At 69.6% G+C, this 15,538-nt stretch carries 13 protein-coding genes; 4 read left to right on the forward strand and 9 right to left on the reverse strand.

Annotation, left to right across the window (positions count from 1 at the left end; translation table 11 throughout):
- The first annotated feature begins 675 nt into the window (after positions 1-675).
- Positions 676-933 carry a PASTA domain-containing protein gene (locus H4W30_RS44760; RefSeq protein ID WP_225950201.1) on the forward strand — a complete coding sequence of 86 codons (258 nt, stop codon included), beginning with the start codon at positions 676-678 and terminating at the stop codon, positions 931-933.
- Between the two features lie 561 nt (positions 934-1,494).
- On the opposite strand, the gene H4W30_RS24555 is transcribed toward H4W30_RS44760, so the two are convergent.
- The 6 genes from H4W30_RS24555 to H4W30_RS24580 are packed head-to-tail and all read right to left on the reverse strand — an operon-like array spanning position 1,495 to position 7,185.
- Positions 1,495-2,166 carry a phosphate signaling complex PhoU family protein gene (locus H4W30_RS24555; RefSeq protein ID WP_192745017.1) on the reverse strand — a complete coding sequence of 224 codons (672 nt, stop codon included), beginning with the start codon at positions 2,164-2,166 and terminating at the stop codon, positions 1,495-1,497.
- Positions 2,163-2,900: a metallophosphoesterase family protein gene (locus tag H4W30_RS24560; protein ID WP_192745018.1), complete on the reverse strand. Its 738-nt coding sequence runs from the start codon at positions 2,898-2,900 to the stop codon at positions 2,163-2,165. The genes H4W30_RS24555 and H4W30_RS24560 overlap by 4 nt, the downstream gene beginning before the upstream one ends.
- Positions 2,897-3,706: a nucleotidyltransferase family protein gene (locus H4W30_RS24565; protein WP_126730837.1), complete on the reverse strand. Its 810-nt coding sequence runs from the start codon at positions 3,704-3,706 to the stop codon at positions 2,897-2,899. The genes H4W30_RS24560 and H4W30_RS24565 overlap by 4 nt, the downstream gene beginning before the upstream one ends.
- A complete protein-coding gene (locus H4W30_RS24570; RefSeq protein WP_192745019.1) occupies positions 3,703-4,758 on the reverse strand; it encodes an NAD-dependent epimerase/dehydratase family protein in 1,056 nt (351 codons plus the stop codon). The genes H4W30_RS24565 and H4W30_RS24570 overlap by 4 nt, the downstream gene beginning before the upstream one ends.
- A gap of 28 nt (positions 4,759-4,786) precedes the next feature.
- A complete protein-coding gene (locus tag H4W30_RS24575) occupies positions 4,787-5,821 on the reverse strand; it encodes an FUSC family protein (protein WP_192745020.1) in 1,035 nt (344 codons plus the stop codon).
- Positions 5,821-7,185 (reverse strand): aldehyde dehydrogenase family protein, encoded by a 1,365-nt coding sequence (locus H4W30_RS24580; RefSeq protein ID WP_192745021.1) that lies wholly within the window; start codon positions 7,183-7,185, stop codon positions 5,821-5,823. Before H4W30_RS24580 ends, H4W30_RS24575 begins: the two co-directional genes overlap by 1 nt.
- A 106-nt stretch (positions 7,186-7,291) precedes the next feature.
- On the opposite strand from H4W30_RS24580, the gene H4W30_RS24585 reads away from it, so the two are divergent.
- Genes H4W30_RS24585 through H4W30_RS24595 form a run of 3 tightly spaced genes read left to right on the forward strand, consistent with a single transcriptional unit; the run spans position 7,292 to position 11,947 of the window.
- Positions 7,292-9,397 (forward strand): catalase, encoded by a 2,106-nt coding sequence (locus H4W30_RS24585; RefSeq protein WP_192745022.1) that lies wholly within the window; start codon positions 7,292-7,294, stop codon positions 9,395-9,397.
- Between the two features lie 40 nt (positions 9,398-9,437).
- Positions 9,438-10,925 (forward strand): HAD-IIIA family hydrolase, encoded by a 1,488-nt coding sequence (locus H4W30_RS24590; RefSeq protein WP_192745023.1) that lies wholly within the window; start codon positions 9,438-9,440, stop codon positions 10,923-10,925.
- On the forward strand, positions 10,922-11,947 hold the full coding sequence (locus H4W30_RS24595; RefSeq protein WP_192745024.1) for a glycosyltransferase family 9 protein: 1,026 nt from the start codon (positions 10,922-10,924) through the stop codon (positions 11,945-11,947). Before H4W30_RS24590 ends, H4W30_RS24595 begins: the two co-directional genes overlap by 4 nt.
- On the opposite strand, the gene H4W30_RS24600 is transcribed toward H4W30_RS24595, so the two are convergent.
- The 3 genes from H4W30_RS24600 to H4W30_RS24610 all read right to left on the reverse strand — a co-directional run bounded on the left by H4W30_RS24600 (position 11,910) and on the right by H4W30_RS24610 (position 15,529).
- Entirely contained in the window at positions 11,910-12,764 is an 855-nt protein-coding gene (locus H4W30_RS24600) for an SDR family oxidoreductase (RefSeq protein ID WP_192745025.1), read from the reverse strand. The genes H4W30_RS24595 and H4W30_RS24600 overlap by 38 nt on opposite strands.
- A 348-nt stretch (positions 12,765-13,112) precedes the next feature.
- Complete coding sequence (locus H4W30_RS24605) at positions 13,113-14,123, reverse strand: TauD/TfdA family dioxygenase (RefSeq protein ID WP_192745026.1); 1,011 nt, start codon at positions 14,121-14,123, stop codon at positions 13,113-13,115.
- Positions 14,120-15,529: a cation:proton antiporter domain-containing protein gene (locus H4W30_RS24610; RefSeq protein WP_192745027.1), complete on the reverse strand. Its 1,410-nt coding sequence runs from the start codon at positions 15,527-15,529 to the stop codon at positions 14,120-14,122. Before H4W30_RS24610 ends, H4W30_RS24605 begins: the two co-directional genes overlap by 4 nt.
- Between the last annotated feature and the right edge of the window lie 9 nt (positions 15,530-15,538).

Here is a 15,538-nt window from a genome sequence, read left to right on the forward strand (position 1 = left end):
ATCCAGCGGCCCGGCCAGTTGGGTATCCGTGACATCCTGGCCCAGGGCCACAGCGACGGTTGCCCACAGTGCTGTCAGCCGGCGTTCGGTCGTAGCCAGAGCAGCTCGGCACGGGTCATCGCGCCGTGTGGATCGCGGACCCGCCAGACGGCCGCGTCGTCGGGTAGGTGCGTGACCAGCGCACAGACCCGCCGATAAGAGAGGAAGCCGCGGTAGAGGTCGAGCAGGTCTACTCCGTAGCGCAGCAGGTCGGTTTCGAGTGCTTCGGCGGTCGCCTCGTCGGCGAGGAGCAGGGCGACCGTTATGGGTTTCCCCGGCCCGGCTCCTTCATCACCACGGCCGAGAAGTCCTCCTCGTCCGCCGCAGTCGTGGCTAGGCCGCGCCAGGTGGAGTACTGATCCGCGCCGAGGATGAGCTTCAAGGCGGTGAGATGCTTACCCTCTTCCTCGGCCTCCAAGGCTTCGAGTGGGAAATTCTCAGCGCGAGGCAGGACGAACTGCCTTTTGGCCAGTTGACTATCAGTCTTTCTTCGGAATTCGGCATGGCCTGACCGACGGCTTCAGCGCGTTGTTTGCTTGTCAAGTTGCGTCCTTTGCTCTCAAATATTGCGGTATCGTCATTGACATGGGCAGTACCGGACGGCGGACCGCACAAGCTGGCCGTGATGCCGAGCTGATGAGCCGCGTTCCGAACCTGATCGGGTTGGGACCAGCCGAGGCTCGGCGCTGTCTGGCCAGTGACGAACTCGGATTGACTGGTCCCGGTTCTCAAGCCGACGAGCAGGCAGGCTGGACCGGTGGACCAATCGTCGGCCAGCACCCCGCGCCTGGGTCGTGGCTACCGGTAGGTGGGTTCATCACCGTGTGGTTCGAGACCGGCCCCGGCTCGGCAGGTGATCCTGAGCCGCTCTCCCCGCGGAGTCCCAAAAAATAGCAGCGTAGTTCACGACTTCGTGAACTACACAAAGCGCGCACGAAGACCTGAACGTCTCCGTGCGCGCTTTCTTCCGAAATATAACTATATTGTCAGGGGTTTATTGCTGGGACGACCACCGGCTGGGTTCCCACGGCGCAGATAAGGTCTCGTGATCCGATAGTGCTACAGAATCCCGGGAAGTATGTCCACTCGTAGCCTGGCGGCAGCTTGATTGTAATACCCATGTCCATAACGTATGTCCCGTTGCAGAGGCCGACCCCGACGCAGAACCAATCGCCAAAGGTTGAAGAATATCCGCAATCCGTCCCGGTGCCGTCGTAAGTGCCGCAGATTCCGTCGGTGCCCCTCTTGACGACGTTGGAATTGAAAATAAGGTTAGATGAAACGTAGACATAGGACATGCCAACGCAGCTCGCATACCCGGTCCAGTTCGCGTCGGAGGCATGAGTGGTTGCGAAAGCCACCGACGCTGCTCCAGCAGGACCCGTAGCGCGTGAAGGCCTCCTTCCCTCGGCTGAGCCGAGGGAAGGAGGCCTTCACGCGCTGACTGAAGCGACCTCAAAGCGAAGCGTGCACATCCCGCACCGAAGACTCGGGCAGCTCCCCCGTGAGCGCGAAGTCCACCCGCCGCGCCACGGAGACCACCTGGTCCGCGAACCGCTCGTAGAACCGTGCCAGCAGCGCCACCGAGATCGCCGGCGCGACACCGTGGGGCCAGCCCGGCTCGGTGACCAGCGTCATCAGCTCCTCGTACAGCGCGTCGACACGTTGATCGGACCGGGCGAGCGAGTGGAAGACCTCCGCGGTCGGCCCGTCGATCGCCGCGCCGAGGTCGTCCGCCATCGAGCAGACGAGCCCGGCCATCTCGCCGAACCGGCCGGCGACGGCGTCCGGGACGGCGAATTCCGGCGCCCGCGCGGCCTGGTCGGCGATGTGCTGGGCGAGGTCGCCCATCCGCTCCAGCCGGTCGGCGCAGTACACCGCCGCGAGCACGGTCCGCAGGTCGCGCGCGACCGGCGCCTGCAGGGCGAGCAATTTCTGCGCGGTGTCCTCGCACGTGGTCCGCGCCGCGTTCAGCTTCGCCTCGACCTCCGCGAGTTCGGCGGCGGCTTCGACGTCCCCGTCCAGGAAGACCCGGTTCGCGAGCCGCAGCTCTTCACAAGCCATCCCGCACATGCTCGACAGCAACTCGCCGAGAACGCTCAGCTGGCCATGGAATCGATCCCTCATGTCAGCACCTTCGCGGGTTCGAGAACGTACGTCGCGTACGCCGCCCGGATCACCGGCTGGGCGACGTTGCGCACGGGGACCCCGCCCGGGCTGACGCCTTGCTCGCTGCCGTAGTGCGCGTGCCCGTGCACGGCGAGCGCCACCTGCGCGTCGTCGATCGGCTCGCACAGCAGGTATGAGCCCAGGAACGGGTGGATCTCCGGCGGTTCGCCGTGCAGGGTGCCGGGGATCGGCGAGTAGTGCGTCAACGCGACGGTCACGTCGGGCGCCTCGTGTTCGAGCCCCTCCAGCGCGGTGCGCAGCCGCTTGGCGGCCGCCATGGTGTGTTCGACGAAATCCTTCATCTCGCGTTCGCCGAACCGGCTCGCGCATTTGCCCGCGAATCCGCCGCCGAAGCCTTTCACGCCGGCGACGCCGAGCCTCCCGCCGTCCAGGTCCACGGTGGTGGCCGAGCCTTCCAGAACGGTGATCCCGGCTTCCTCCAGCAGGCCGCTGACCGCTTCCGCCTGGTCCGAGTGGTAGTCGTGGTTGCCGAGCACCGCGACCACGGGGACGTCGAGCCCGGCGAACTCGTCGGCGACCACCCTGGCCTCTTCGACGCTGCCGTGCCGGGTGAGGTCGCCCGCGAGCAGCAGCACCTCGGCGTGTTCGGCGATGTTGTCCAGTGCCGGCCGCAGCAGGCCTCGGTTGTCCTCCCCGAGGTGGACGTCCCCGACCGCGGCGACCCGGATCACCGGATCTCCTCGGCGTGCGACGGCTCGCGGACGTCGGCCGTCCGGATGTCGTCGTGCACCAGTTCGGCCGCGATGTGTTCGCAGACGACCGCCTCGATGTCGGCCTTGCGGTTGGCGCACGGCACCTCACCGCTGAGCCGGACCTGGTCGCCGCGCACGGTGACGTGCACGCCGAGTTCGGCGGTCCTCGGATCCTCCGCCAGCGCCTTGGTCAGCCTGGCGACCAGGTACTGGGGCGCTTCCTGAGGCATCGGAAGCTCCTTTCCGTCGATGATGGACAGTGCCGCGAGCAGGGTCAGGAACGACCAGGCGTACGGCGATTCGGCGGTCTCCTCGGCCACGCGGTGCCAGTCGACCTGCTCGCGGAGGTCACGGGCGATCCGCAGCAGCGGGCCGAAATCGCAACGGTGCGGGCTGAGCACGAGCGTCTTGTCGACGAGCAGGTCGGTCCCGTTCAGCACGGGGGCGGCGGTCGCCCCGACCCGCATCAGCGAAGCGCGGTCGAGCATCTCGTCGGTGACCGGCCGGTGGTTGGGCCGGAAGATGAGGTCGACGAGGCAGTCGCCGTCGTAGACCTTGGTGAGCCAGTCCTCCGGCGGATGCACCCGTCTCAGCCCTGCGGCTTCCAGCGCTTCCGCCGCTTCCTCGATGTCCTCGTGTTTGAGGAAGAGGTCGACGTCGTGGTCGGACGGCGGGCCGCCCCGCGCGTACACGGCGAGGCCGCCCGCGACGGCGAACCGCACCGATGTTCCGTCCAAAGTGGACACGACCTTGGTCAGCGTGTGCAGCAGTTCCTTCTCGTTCACGGTCGCTCCCCCACCCCGGTGGCCAGCTCGTGCCACCTGCCGACGTCCGGTTTCAGCGGTTCGGTCGGAAGTCCGTCGCCTTCCCGCAATCCCTTGAGGAACGCTTCGATCGCGTCCTCCGACGAGTATCGCGGCGTCCAGCCCAGCTCTTCCCTGGCGCGCGTGCAGTCCATCACCGGGAGATGCAGCACGGCGTCGAACAGCCCCGGAGTGGCCGGGATCAGGTGCAGCGACCAAGCCGCGGCGAGGGCGCGCCGGACCAAGGAGGCCGGGACCTTCACCGGTTTGGCACCGAAGATCCGGGCCAGCGCGCGGGTGTCCAGCACCGGCTCGGCGGCGATGTTGAAGGCGCCCTTGACGTCCTGGAGCGCGCAACGACGGTAGGCGTCGGCCACGTCTTCGGTGTGCGCGGTCTGGATCCTCAGTTGCGGGATGTCCGGCAGGATCGGCACGAGCGAGGGCCGGACGAGCTTGCCGGGCACGAACGGGCCACCGAAAAGGCGGCGCTGTTCGGGTGCCGCGGCCTTCTGGAAGAGGAATCCCGGCCGTACCCGCACCACCCGCAGCCGTGGATGGCTCCGGTCGAACGCTTCGAGAACCCTTTCCACATAAGCTTTTTCCCGGGTGTACGCCGCCTTGGGCGAGCCGTGGGTCGGCCAGTCCTCGGTCACCGGGTGGTCGTCGTCCCGCGGCGAGTACGCCCCGATCGACGAGGCGTAGACCAGTGACGGCACGCGCATCGCCTGCGCGGCCTCGAACACCCGGATCGAACCCAGCACGTTGGCCCGCCAGGTGACCTCGGGCCGGTGCGTGGGCTGGAACAGCCAGGCCAGGTGGATCACCACGTCGGCACCGTCGAACACGGCCCGGAGGTCGTCGCGCGCGACGTCGGCGGTGACGAACTCGGTCTTCGGGCTCTCCCAGCGGCTGGGGCGCCTCGCCAGCCCGACGATCGAACCGACCTCGGGGTCCGAACCCAGCGCGCGCACCACCGCCGTCCCGACGTTGCCGGTGGCGCCGGTGACCACGATCCGCTTGCCGCTGCTGTTCATGGGTACGGTTACCCGCCGCCGCCCCGGCTTAATCAGCGCGGAGCCGCTGGACGAGACGGCGGGCGGGCAGCGCCATCGCCCCCAATCCGATCGACGTGGTGACCTCGTCGGTGGGCGCCACGAGCAGGTGGTCGATCTCGTCGAGCAACCTGCGGCACCGGTCGAGTTTGTCCGGGTCACCCGAACGGGCCACCTCGGCGAGTGCTTCGAGCAGGTCGCCGACCACCCCGCGCGCGTGCTCGCCGGGATGCCGGAACGGCTGATCGCTCCGGGCGGCCTCGCTCACGGCGTCGATCAGCTGGGCGAGCGGCTGCCACAGGGAAATGAGGTTCGCCAGCGGTTCCTCCGGGGTCTCACGCCGTCCGCGCAGGTTCAGATACCGGCCCTCGCGGGTCCAGCCGATCGCGTCCTCCGCCTCCGCGGCCAGGCTGCGGACGTCCTGCAGGCGGCCGTCGAGGCCATCGGCCGACTCGCCACCGCGGACCAGTTCCGCGGTCTCGTCGAGGACGTCGGCGATCGCCTCGGCCAGCCGGGAAGTCGCCTCCCGCAGACGCTGGCCGTGCAGCGGGGGCAGGATCACCGCGTTGAGGACCGCGCCGATCGCCGCGCCCAGCGCCGTTTCCAGCAGCCGGTCGGCGAGCAGGACGGGTTCGGTCGCGTTGCCGTAGGAGATCAGCAGCATGCCGGTGATCCCGACCCACACTCCCGAATCGCCGAAACCCCGCCACGAGCCGATGAGCAGTCCGACGAAGATGACCAGCCCGAGCGCCACCGTCACCGACGGGATGAGCTGACCGGCCCCCGCCGCGAGCAGCACCCCCACGCTGACCGCGCCGACCTGCTGCGCCCAGCCGCGCAGGGAGCGGTAGACGGTGGCCTGCACCAGGAACACCGCCGCGTAAGGAGCGAGGAAGGGTTGCGGCAGCCGCAGCACCGCCGTCGCGACGATCCACGCGATCACCGCCGCGGCCGCGGCCTTCGTGGTCTGGATGAGACTCCGGCGCTCCTCCCCCGGAACCCGGAACGCCCGGGCGGTCCAGGCGAACGGTGCCGTCCAGCGCATCACGGCCCCGGGGGTGCCAGGTGGACGACCTTCGTCTGCGTCATCTCGTCGAGCAGTTCGGGCCCGTAGCCGTAGCCGCTGCCGCTGGCACCCCGCGGATGGGCGGCTCCGCCGGGCGCGCCGCCGAAGACGTTGTTGATCTTCACGGTCCCGACCGGGAGTTCGCGCCAGGCCCGCTGCGCGTGCGCCATCGAGGAGGTCAGCACCGTGGCGGCGAGCCCGTACTCGCCATCGGCCGCCTGCCCGAGTGCCTGCTCGAAGTCCGCGACCACGGTCACCGGCGCCACCGGGCCGAACGTTTCCTCGCGGAGGATCCGCATCCCGGAGGTACAGCCGGTGAGGACGGTCGCCGGGTAGAAGGCACCGGGACCGTCCGGCACGACGCCGCCGACCAGCGGGTCGGCACCCTGCGCGATCGCTTCCGCGACCTGGGCGTGGACCCCTTCGCGGTGACGCCGGTCGACGAGCGGGGCCAGCTCACGGTGGCCCGCCTCGGCGACCAGCGCGGTGAGAAAGGCCTCCGCGACGTCCTGGTGCACCAGGATCCGTTCGACCGAGACACAGATCTGTCCCGAGTTGGCGAAGGCCCCGGTCGCCGCCTGACCGGCCGCCCAGACGGGATCCACGCCGGCGTCGACGACGAGCGGATCGTTGCCGCCGTTCTCCAGCAGCGCCTTGGCGCCGGTCTTCGCCGCGCTCGCCGCGATCGAACGACCCGCGACGGTGCTGCCGACGTGCGCGACGACGTCGACGTCCGCGTGGGCCGCTAGTTCGGCACCGACGCTCCCGTCACCCTGCACGGTCTGCAGCACTCCCTCGGGAAGCGCCTCCGACAGCACGTTCCCCAGCCAGGCGCCGGTGTGCGGGCAGCGTTCACTCGGCTTGTGCACCACCGTGTTCCCCGTGACCACCGCGGCTCCCAGCAGCCCGCAGGCCACCGCGACGGGGTCGTTCCACGGCGTCAGCGCGACGACCACGCCCCGGGGTTCCGGCACCATCAGGTCGGTGGCCGACGGATCGCCCAGCAAGGACCGTCCACGGTGCACCGGCCCCAGTTCGGCGTACTGCTCCAAGGTCCCGGCTCCGGCGAGGACACCTTCTTCGGCCTCGTCGCGGGGCTTGCCGGTCTCGCTCTCGATGAGGACGGCGAGTTCGCCCGCCCGCTCCCGGAGCGACCTGGCCGCGTCCTTCAGCGCTACCCCGCGTTCGGCCGCCGGCGTGGCGGCCCAGCCCGGAGCCCGCCTCTTCGCCGTGGCGATGGCCGTTTCGACACCATCGGGGGTCGCCGCCTTCACGCTGCCGACGAGCCTGTCGTCGGCGGGGTCGCGGATCTCCAGCACGGCAGGCCGGTCCACCGTCGTCATTCGCACCTCCTCGAAGTTTCCTGCGCGCCGGTTACCCGGTGTCGTTTCGCCGAAACAGTGCCGGGGTAGCCGCGAGGGAAACCACCACCGCGAAGGGGCGACACCAGTGGCACAGCATCGAGAAGACGCGAAGGACGAACAGCTGGGCGGAAGCCGGGTGGATCCGGAGCAGTCCGTGCTGACGACGCAGCAGGGTGTCCGCGTCGATCACACGAACGATTCCCTGACCGCGGGATCCCGTGGGCCGACGCTGCTGGAGGACTTCCACGCCCGCGAGAAGATCACGCATTTCGACCACGAGCGTATCCCCGAACGGGTCGTGCACGCGCGCGGCGCGGGCGCCTACGGCTTCTTCGAGGCCTACGACGACGCGCTCGCCGACTACACGGTCGCGGAATTCCTCACCAGCGGCGAGAAGATCCCCGTGTTCGTGCGGTTCTCCACCGTCGCGGGATCACGCGGCTCGGCCGACACCGTCCGCGACGTCCGCGGTTTCGCGACGAAGTTCTACACCCGCCAGGGCAATTACGACCTCGTCGGCAACAACATGCCGGTGTTCTTCATCCAGGACGGCATCAAGTTCCCCGATTTCGTGCACGCGGTCAAACCCGAGCCGCACAACGAGATCCCGCAGGCGCAGTCGGCGCACGACACCTTCTGGGACTTCGTGTCGCTGCAACCGGAGAGCCTGCACATGGTGCTCTGGCTGATGTCCGATCGCGCACTGCCGCGCAGCTACCGGATGATGCAGGGCTTCGGCGTCCACACGTTCCGGCTCGTCAACGCCGAGGGCAAGGGCACCTTCGTGAAGTTCCACTGGAAGCCCGTGCTCGGCACGCATTCCCTGATCTGGGACGAATGCCAGAAGATCGCGGGCAAGGATCCCGACTTCAACCGGCGCGACCTGTGGGACGCCATCGAGTCCGGGCAGTACCCGGAATGGGAGCTCGGCGTCCAGCTGGTGGACGAGGACTCCGAGCACGACTTCGACTTCGACCTGCTGGACGCCACGAAGATCATCCCCGAGGAGCAGGTACCGGTGCGGCCGGTCGGGCGGATGGTGCTCGACCGCAACCCCGACGACTTCTTCGCCGAGACCGAGCAGATCGCCTTCCACACCGCGAACATCGTCCCGGGCATCGACTTCACCAACGATCCGCTGTTGCAGGCACGGAACTTCTCGTACCTCGACACGCAGCTGATCCGGCTCGGCGGCCCCAACTTCTCGCAGCTCCCGGTGAACCGGCCGATCGCGCCGGTGCACACTAACCAGCGCGACGGGCACGGCCAGCAGAACATCCACAAAGGACGGACGAGCTACTTCCCGAACTCGCTCGGCGGCGGCTGCCCGGCGATCGCCGATTCCGGCGTCTTCCGGCACTACACCGAAGCCGTGGCGGGCCACAAGATCCGGGAGCGCAGCGAGAGCTTCAAGGACTTCTACAGCCAGGCGACACTGTTCTGGAACAGCATGTCCTCGGTCGAACGCGAGCATATCGTCGCCGCGTTCCGGTTCGAACTCGGCAAAGTCGAGGACCGGGAGATCCGGGCGCGGACCGTCACCGAGCTCAACAACGTCGACCACGACCTGGCGGCACGGGTCGCCGAGGGGATCGGCGTGAGTGTGCCCGCCGCTCCGGCCACACCCCATCACGACCGCACGTCCCCCGCGCTTTCCCAGCTCAACCAGCCGTCCGTCGCCCCGACCAGCCGGAAGGTCGCGGTGCTCGCGGCCGACGGGGTGGACACGATCGGCGTCCGACGCCTGGTCGAAGCGCTCACCGAGCAGGGCGCGATCGCCGAGGTCCTCGCACCGACCGAGGCCGAACTCCGGCCCGGCGGTGAAGGAGACCCGCTGCGACCGGACCGGCAGCTCAACACCATGGCCTCGGTGCTCTACGACGCCGTCGCCGTCCCCTGCGGTCCGGGCGCGATCAACATCCTCGAACGCGACGGGTACGCGGTGCATTTCGTCGCCGAGGCATACAAGCACGGCAAGCCGGTGGCCGCCTTCGGCTCGGGGTTGGACCTGCTGCGCCGGGCGGGGGTGACGTCGAAGCTGGCCGACGACACCGAGACCGTGATCGACCAGGGCGTCGTGACGACCACGGCGGCCGAGGCGACCCTGCCCGACGGCTTCTTCGCCTCGTTCCTCGCGCAACTGGGCGAACATCGCTCGTGGCTGAGGAAGACCGACGCAATCCCCGCGTGACCCGGAGTTTGCGGCCGTGGCACCCGGGTACCGGAAGAGGGTGAGCGACCTCGACTACACGATCGTGATCCCGACGACCGGCCGGGAGAATCTCCACACGCTCCTGGCCGGGATCGAAGCCGCCGGGGAGCCCCGGCCCGCGCGGATCGTCGTCGCCGACGACCGGCCCGGCGGCGAGGATCTGCGGCTTCCCCCGTCCAGTACGGAAATCGAAGTGGTCCGCTCCGGCGGACGCGGTCCCGCCGCCGCCCGCAACGCCGGCTGGCGGCGGGCGGAGACCGAGTGGATCGCCTTTCTCGACGACGACGTGGTGATCGGCTCGGACTGGCCGCGGAAACTCGCCGAAGACCTCGTCCCCCTCGGGCCGGAGACGGCGGCGTCGCAGGCGCGGCTCGTCGTACCGCTGCCGCCGGACCGCCGTCCGACCGACGACGAACGCGGAACGGCCGGGCTGGAGACGGCCAGGTGGATCACCGCCGACATGGCCTACCGCCGGTCCGTGCTCGCCGAGGTCGGCGGCTTCGACGAACGTTTCCCCCGCGCCTACCGGGAGGACTCGGATCTGGCCTTGCAGGTGGCGAAGGCGGGCTACCTCATCGCGCGGGGTGAACGCGTCACCGTCCATCCCCCCAAACGGTCGGGTCCGCTGGCCAGCCTCCGCGCGCAGCGGGGCAACGCCGACGACGCGCTCATGCGGCACAAGCACGGTGTCCTGTGGCGGCAGCAGACCGGAGCCGGACACGGTCGCCTCGAACGGCACGCGCTGGCCACCGTCAGCGCGGCCGGCGCCGCGGCACTGTTCGCATTGGGCCGTCGTAAGGCCGCCACCGCCGCGGCGGGGCTGTGGGCGGGACTGACCGCCGAGTTCGCCGCGCGCCGGATCGCACCGGGCCCGCTCACCCCGGGCGAGGTGTCGCGGATGCTCCTGACCAGCGTCCTCATCCCGCCCGCGGCCTGCTATCACCGGCTGCGCGGGGAGCTGCGGCACCGCCTGGCCCGGCGGCCGCAGGCCCTGCTGTTCGACCGGGACGACACCCTCATCGTCGACGTGCCCTACCTCGACGATCCCGACGGCGTCCGTCCCGTGCCCGGTGCCAAGGAACTCCTGCACGGCCTGCGGGCGGCGGGGATCAGGATCGGCGTGGTCAGCAACCAGTCCGGGGTGGCGAAAGGGCTGATCACGCCGGACCGGCTGGCCGCCGTGAACGGCCGGGTCGAACAGGTCCTCGGCCCGTTCGGCACCTGGCAGGTCTGCGTGCACGACGACGGTGACGGCTGCGCCTGCCGCAAACCCGCGCCGGGCCTGGTGCGTCAGGCCGCGGAGGCACTCGGGGTGGACGTCCGCCGCTGTGTGGTCATCGGCGACACCGGTGCCGACGTCGACGCCGCCCTGGCGGCCGGCGCCCGCGGCATCCTCATCCCGACCGCGCGGACCCGGCCCGAGGAGATCGACCGCGCCCGTCGCCGGGCGACCGTCGCGCGAGACCTCGCCGAAGCGGTCCACTTGGCCGTCGCGGGTACTCGATGAACGTCCTGGTCGCGAGGATGGACAACCTCGGCGACGTCCTGCTCGCCGGACCCTGCGTCCGCGCGGTCGCGGCCGGGGCGGACCGGGTGGTCCTGCTGACCGGGCCGCGGGGCCGCGCCGCGGGCGAACTACTGCCCGGCGCCGACGAGGTCATCACCTGGTGCGCGCCGTGGATCGACCCCGAGCCGCCGCCGGTCACCCAGGAGGACACCGACGCGCTCGTCCGGCGTTTGCGCGAGTTCTCCTTCGACGCGGCCTTGATCTTGACGTCGTTCCACCAGTCCCCGCTCCCGCTGGCGCTGCTGCTGCGCCTGGCTGGCGTGCCGTGGATCGGCGCGATCAGCGAGGACTACCCCGGGTCGCTGCTGGATCTGCGGCACCGGGTCGAGGGTGATCCGCCGGAGCCGGTCCGGATGCTTTCCCTGGCCGAGGACGCGGGCTTCTCGTTGCCGGCCGGTGACGACGGCGGCCTCGCCGTCCGCTGGCCTCTGCCGCCGGTGGAGGAACTGGTCGGCGACGAGGACTACGTGGTCGTCCACCCGGCCGCGTCGGTCCCGGCAAGGCAGCCGTCCGCCGAACGCTCGGCCGCCATCGTGCGGGCGCTGCAAGCCGCCGGGCGCCGCGTCGTCGTGACCGGCTCGCCGTCGGAAAGCGCGCTGACCGGCCGCGTGGCCGGAAACGCGCTCGATCTCGGCGGCCGCACGGGGCTGGCGGAACTGGCGGCCGTGCTCGCCGGCGCGGACGTCGTGGTGGCACCGAACACCGGGCCCGCCCATCTCGCGGCCGCCGTCGGGACCCCGGTGGTCTCTCTGTTCGCGCCCGTCGTGCCGGCGTCCCGGTGGGCGCCCTACGGTGTGCCGTCCGAAGTGCTCGGCGACCAGCACGCGGCCTGCAAGGACAGCCGGGCCCGGGTCTGCCCCGTGCCCGGCCATCCGTGCCTGGACCGCCTCGCGCCCGAAGCCGTCGTCGACGCCGTGGCGCGCCTCAGCCGGGTGTGGTCTCGCCGCCCAGCGCGGCGATGACCTCGCCGCTGTAGTACGACGAAAGCCGGTTGGACGCCAGGAAGACGTACGACGGCGCGAGGTCGTCGGGATGCGCCGCCCGCTCGAACGGGACCTGGAGGCCGAACTTCTCCACCTTCTCGGGCGGGAAGGTCGACGGGATCAGCGGTGTCCACACCGGACCGGGCGCGACGCAGTTGATCCGGACGCCGCGATCGGCCAGTGCCTGCGCCATCGCGTAGGTCCAGGCGTGCACGGCGCCCTTGGTCGCGGAGTAGTCGATCAAAGATTTGTTGCCCCGCAGGCCGTTCACCGAGCCGGTGTTGATGATGACCGAGCCCTCACCCAGATGGGGCAACGCGGCGTTGGTCACCCGGAAGAAGCTGTGGATGTTCACGTCGAACGTGTGGGTCCACTGCTCGTCGGTGAGCTCTTCGGGGCTGTCGACCGGCCACTGCGTGGCGACGTTGTTGACCAGGATGTCCAGGCCGCCCAGGTCCTTCACGGTCCGGTTCACGATCTCGCGGCACTGCGCCGCCTCCGCGAGATCACCCGGCAGGAGGAGGCACTCGCGCCCTTCAGCGCGTACGCGTTCCTCGGTGTACTTCGCGTCTTCGTGCTCGTTGAGGTAGGCGATCGCCACGTCGGCGCCTTCCTTCGCGAAGGCGATGGCGACCGCGCGGCCGATCCCGGAGTCACCGCCGGTGATCAACGCGCGTTTGCCCGCCAGCAGCTCGCGGCCTTCGTAATCCTCCATGGAGTCGCGAGGCGGCGGGTCCATTTTCGATGTCACGCCCGGCGGTTCCTGCTGCTGCGGCGGCCGTAACTTGTCTGCCATCGGTTTCCCTCCCGTCGGGTGCTTTCGCAGAGGGTTACCCGAATGGCCGCTTTCTCGAACATGCCCGGTCCCGGTCCCGGCCGAGCGTTGCGAGAGCCACTTTCGCAACGTTCAAGGTTGCGAAAGTGGCTTTCGCATCACGGCCGATGCGCGGTTTCGCGTGATTGGACGGACGACACGCGTGATCAGATGGACGACACGTGTGTCCAGACGGACGACTCGCGACGACTCCGGGCCGAGGGCGTGTCGTCCGCTCAATCACGCGTGTCGTCCGTCCAATCACGCGTGTCGTCCGTCCAGACACACGTGACGTCCATCCGGGCACGCCGCGACCGCGGGCAGGAAGGCTCAGTGCACCCGCCGGTCCTCAGCCGTCCCCCGGTACCGGATCGTCCACAGGCTGCGCCGGATGTACGTGCGCTGCAGCCACCGGTCCCGCCCGTTGTGCCGCGCGAAGAACTGCGACCGCGCGTGCAGGCCCTTCCGGTTGTTGATCAGCAGCGCCGTCCCCGGCTCCAGCTTGACCTGATGGGCGACCTCGCGGCAGACCCGCTGCAGCTCCTCCAGCGCCTGTTCCGCCTCGACGGTCTCCCCCACCACACCGTTGGCCGAGATCGCCACCTCCGGCGATTCCGCCGGCCCGGAGATGACCGCCACGAGGTCGGAGAGCACGTCGGCCCCCATGGCCACGTCACGCACGTAGCTGCCGGGCGCGTTGAGCCGGAAGAGCGGGCGACGGAGGACGTCGAGCACCTCGGGATCCAGCGCGGCCGAGATGTCCCTGCCGTCGGCGTAGTAGGTGACGGCCTCCTTGTTCCCGTCCTGGCGGACGCAGTTCAGCACCAGAAAGTCCGGATTGGACACGTCATACCGGCCGAGGGCGTCGTGCACGATGTCGTTGTGGAAGTTCAGGAAGACGTGCGAGCTCTGGTTCGTCTGGCTCCGCGCCCCCGCCGACACCGGGACGACGTCGTGCACGAGCCGCCCGCTCTTCTCCGTGGTAAACCCGACGGGCTCGCCGAGCAGCTGGCTCAGTCCCAAAAGGACGGTCTCGGCGACGAACGTCTTCTTGTCCTTGCTGGGTTCGCCGTCGATCGGCGTCTCCGGCAGTTCCGGGTCCACCGGCAGGTTGCGCACAAGCGCGACGCCGGGGGTGTCGACGTGCCTGCCGAAGTCCAGGATCGTCTGCAGCTGCTCGATCGGCAGCTTCGAGAACGCGACGCGGAGCATCGCCAGCGAGCGGTCGATGTCGTCGACGGGATTCGGGAAGGACCGCAGGTCGCTCCCGATGGTGTCCCGGACTTCGTCGTCGAGGACGACCTCGGCGAAGGTGCTGATTAGGGTTTCCTTGCTGGTCATGGTGTCCTATCCACTTTCCGCCGCCGCTGGACCGGCGGTCTCGTCTTGAACTTGGCGATGAGACTGAGTGCGGGGGCGGTCGCGATCGTCGACACGAGCGTCATGATCACGAGCATCGCGAACACCGCCGGGCTGATCACCTTCAGTTGGAGGCCGACGTTGAGCACCACCAGTTCCGTCAGCCCCCGGCAGTTCATGAGCGCCCCGAGCGACAGCGATTCGCGCCAGCCGACCCCGGTCAGCCGGGCTGCCGTGGTGCTGCCCACCCATTTCCCGAACACCGCCACCGCCGTGATCACCACGGTCCACAGCCACAGCGAGCCGGAGCCGAGCAGGCCGAACTCGGTGTGCAGCCCGGTGTAGGCGAAGAACAGCGGCAGCAGCAGCGTCAGAGTGACACTGCCGAGCTTCCCGGCCGCGCGGGCGACGACCGGATCGTTCCTCGGCGCGATCACCCCGAAGAGGAAGGCGCCGAAGATCGCGTGGATGCCGATCTCGTTGGTGGCCAGCGCCGACAGCATGATCCCGCCGAGCAGGATCGCGAGCACCGCGGACTCCGGCACGCGGGCGAGCGCCTTCGCGAGCAGCGGCCGGACGACGTAGAGCATCACCACGACGAACACCAGGGTCAGCCCGACGGTCAGGAACACCTCCGACGGTGACCCGCCCTGACTGACGGCGACCACGACGGCCAGGAGGCACCACGCGGCGACGTCGTCGACGGCGGCACACGTGAGCGCCAGCGCCCCCAGTGGCGTCTTCGACAGGCCGCGGTCGGTCAGGATCCGCGCCAGCACCGGGAACGCCGTCACGCTCATGGAGACCGCGATGAACAGCCCGAAAGCGAGGAAGCCGACGTCACCGCCGAAGGTCGGGTACATGCCGAGCGCGAGCACGATGCCGCAGACCATCGGCAGCGCGATGCTGACCTGGCTGACCGTCACCGCGGTGAACCCGCGCCTCCGCACCGCGCCGAGATCGATCTCCGAACCGACCAGGTACATGAAGAAGATCAGGCCCAGCTGCGAAAGGATGTTGATCGCCGAGACCACCCCGCCGGGGAACAGCCAGCCGAACGCGCCGGGCCAGACGAGCCCGAACAGCGAGGGCCCCAGCAGGATGCCGGCGACGATCTCGCCGATCACCGCGGGCTGGCCGAGCCGCCGGGCCAGGACGCCCGCCAGGTAGCACGCGCCGAGGATCACCGGCAGCGCGACCAGCAGGCGCGCGTAGGTGTCGGGCCCGCCGCCCGCGGCCTTGGCACCCGTGCTCGCGACGGGCGCGTAGGCCGACCCCAGGCCGAGCACCACGACGACGACCACCGCCGGAACCGCGATCAACGCCGTCCCGACGACGATCCGGCGCAGCGTGGTGCGCCCGCCCCGGTCCCGCACAGCCGAATCCATCGAGTTCTC

This window comes from Amycolatopsis roodepoortensis, assembly GCF_014873915.1.
Classification (GTDB): domain Bacteria; phylum Actinomycetota; class Actinomycetes; order Mycobacteriales; family Pseudonocardiaceae; genus Amycolatopsis; species Amycolatopsis roodepoortensis.

Excerpts from the sequence above, each read along its gene's own strand:
- H4W30_RS44760 (WP_225950201.1), top strand. The coding sequence starts at position 676 with ATGAGCCGCGTTCCGAACCTGATCGGGTTGGGACCAGCCGAGGCTCGG.
- H4W30_RS24555 (WP_192745017.1), bottom strand. The coding sequence starts at position 2,166 with ATGAGGGATCGATTCCATGGCCAGCTGAGCGTTCTCGGCGAGTTGCTG.
- H4W30_RS24570 (WP_192745019.1), bottom strand. The coding sequence starts at position 4,758 with ATGAACAGCAGCGGCAAGCGGATCGTGGTCACCGGCGCCACCGGCAAC.
- H4W30_RS24575 (WP_192745020.1), bottom strand. The coding sequence starts at position 5,821 with ATGCGCTGGACGGCACCGTTCGCCTGGACCGCCCGGGCGTTCCGGGTT.
- H4W30_RS24580 (WP_192745021.1), bottom strand. The coding sequence starts at position 7,185 with ATGACGACGGTGGACCGGCCTGCCGTGCTGGAGATCCGCGACCCCGCC.
- H4W30_RS24595 (WP_192745024.1), top strand. The coding sequence starts at position 10,922 with ATGAACGTCCTGGTCGCGAGGATGGACAACCTCGGCGACGTCCTGCTC.
- H4W30_RS24600 (WP_192745025.1), bottom strand. The coding sequence starts at position 12,764 with ATGGCAGACAAGTTACGGCCGCCGCAGCAGCAGGAACCGCCGGGCGTG.
- H4W30_RS24605 (WP_192745026.1), bottom strand. The coding sequence starts at position 14,123 with ATGACCAGCAAGGAAACCCTAATCAGCACCTTCGCCGAGGTCGTCCTC.
- H4W30_RS24610 (WP_192745027.1), bottom strand. The coding sequence starts at position 15,529 with ATGGATTCGGCTGTGCGGGACCGGGGCGGGCGCACCACGCTGCGCCGG.